The sequence below is a fragment of the Pseudovibrio exalbescens genome, from assembly GCF_028737195.1.
Lineage (GTDB): Bacteria > Pseudomonadota > Alphaproteobacteria > Rhizobiales > Stappiaceae > Pseudovibrio > Pseudovibrio zosterae.
This window is the reverse complement of sequence record NZ_JAQZAJ010000024.1, coordinates 1-523: the sequence shown is the minus strand read 5'-3', so window position 1 is coordinate 523 and position 523 is coordinate 1. Positions and strand designations below refer to the sequence as shown.

The window sequence follows — 523 nt, the reverse complement described above, 5'->3', positions numbered from 1 at the left end:
CAGGCAGGGTCCCTGCAAATACAGGGACCCTGTTTAGCCCGCACTTTCTCCGTCGATTTCGGCAAAAGCCGCCTTGGCAACCGTCAGCGCATTCAAGCTGGCCGGGAAGCCCGCATAGACAGACATCTGCATCAAGATTTCGATGATTTCTTCGCGCGTCAGCTCCAGATTCAAGGCCGATTGGATGTGAACTTTAAGCTGTGTCGGGGCATTGCCAAGTGTCGCCAATGAGGCAAGCGTTGCGATCTGCCGCTCTCTCAGGCCCAATCCGGGCCGGGAATAAATGTCGCCAAGGGCAAATTCAAAGACATAACCCGGCATGTCCGGCGCGATCTCGCCAAGGCTGTCCATAACCCCTTGCCCGGCTGAGCCATGAATGCTGTCCAACAGCGCTTTGCCACGCACATAACGGTCTTCGTTGTTCTGCGCCATTTGCCATCCCTTTTGCCAATTGCTGGTCTGGCAACCGTGCAATCCAAAGCCAAAAGGGTCAACACTCCATGCAAAAAGCCCCGCGTTTTTG

General features: G+C 55.3%; 1 protein-coding gene. It reads right to left on the bottom strand.

The features are described 5' to 3' along the window. Nucleotides 1-33: 33 nt before the first annotated feature. The coding region (locus PUV47_RS19845) for a carboxymuconolactone decarboxylase family protein (protein WP_337994512.1) at nucleotides 34-523 on the bottom strand (490 nt) is incomplete at its 5' end.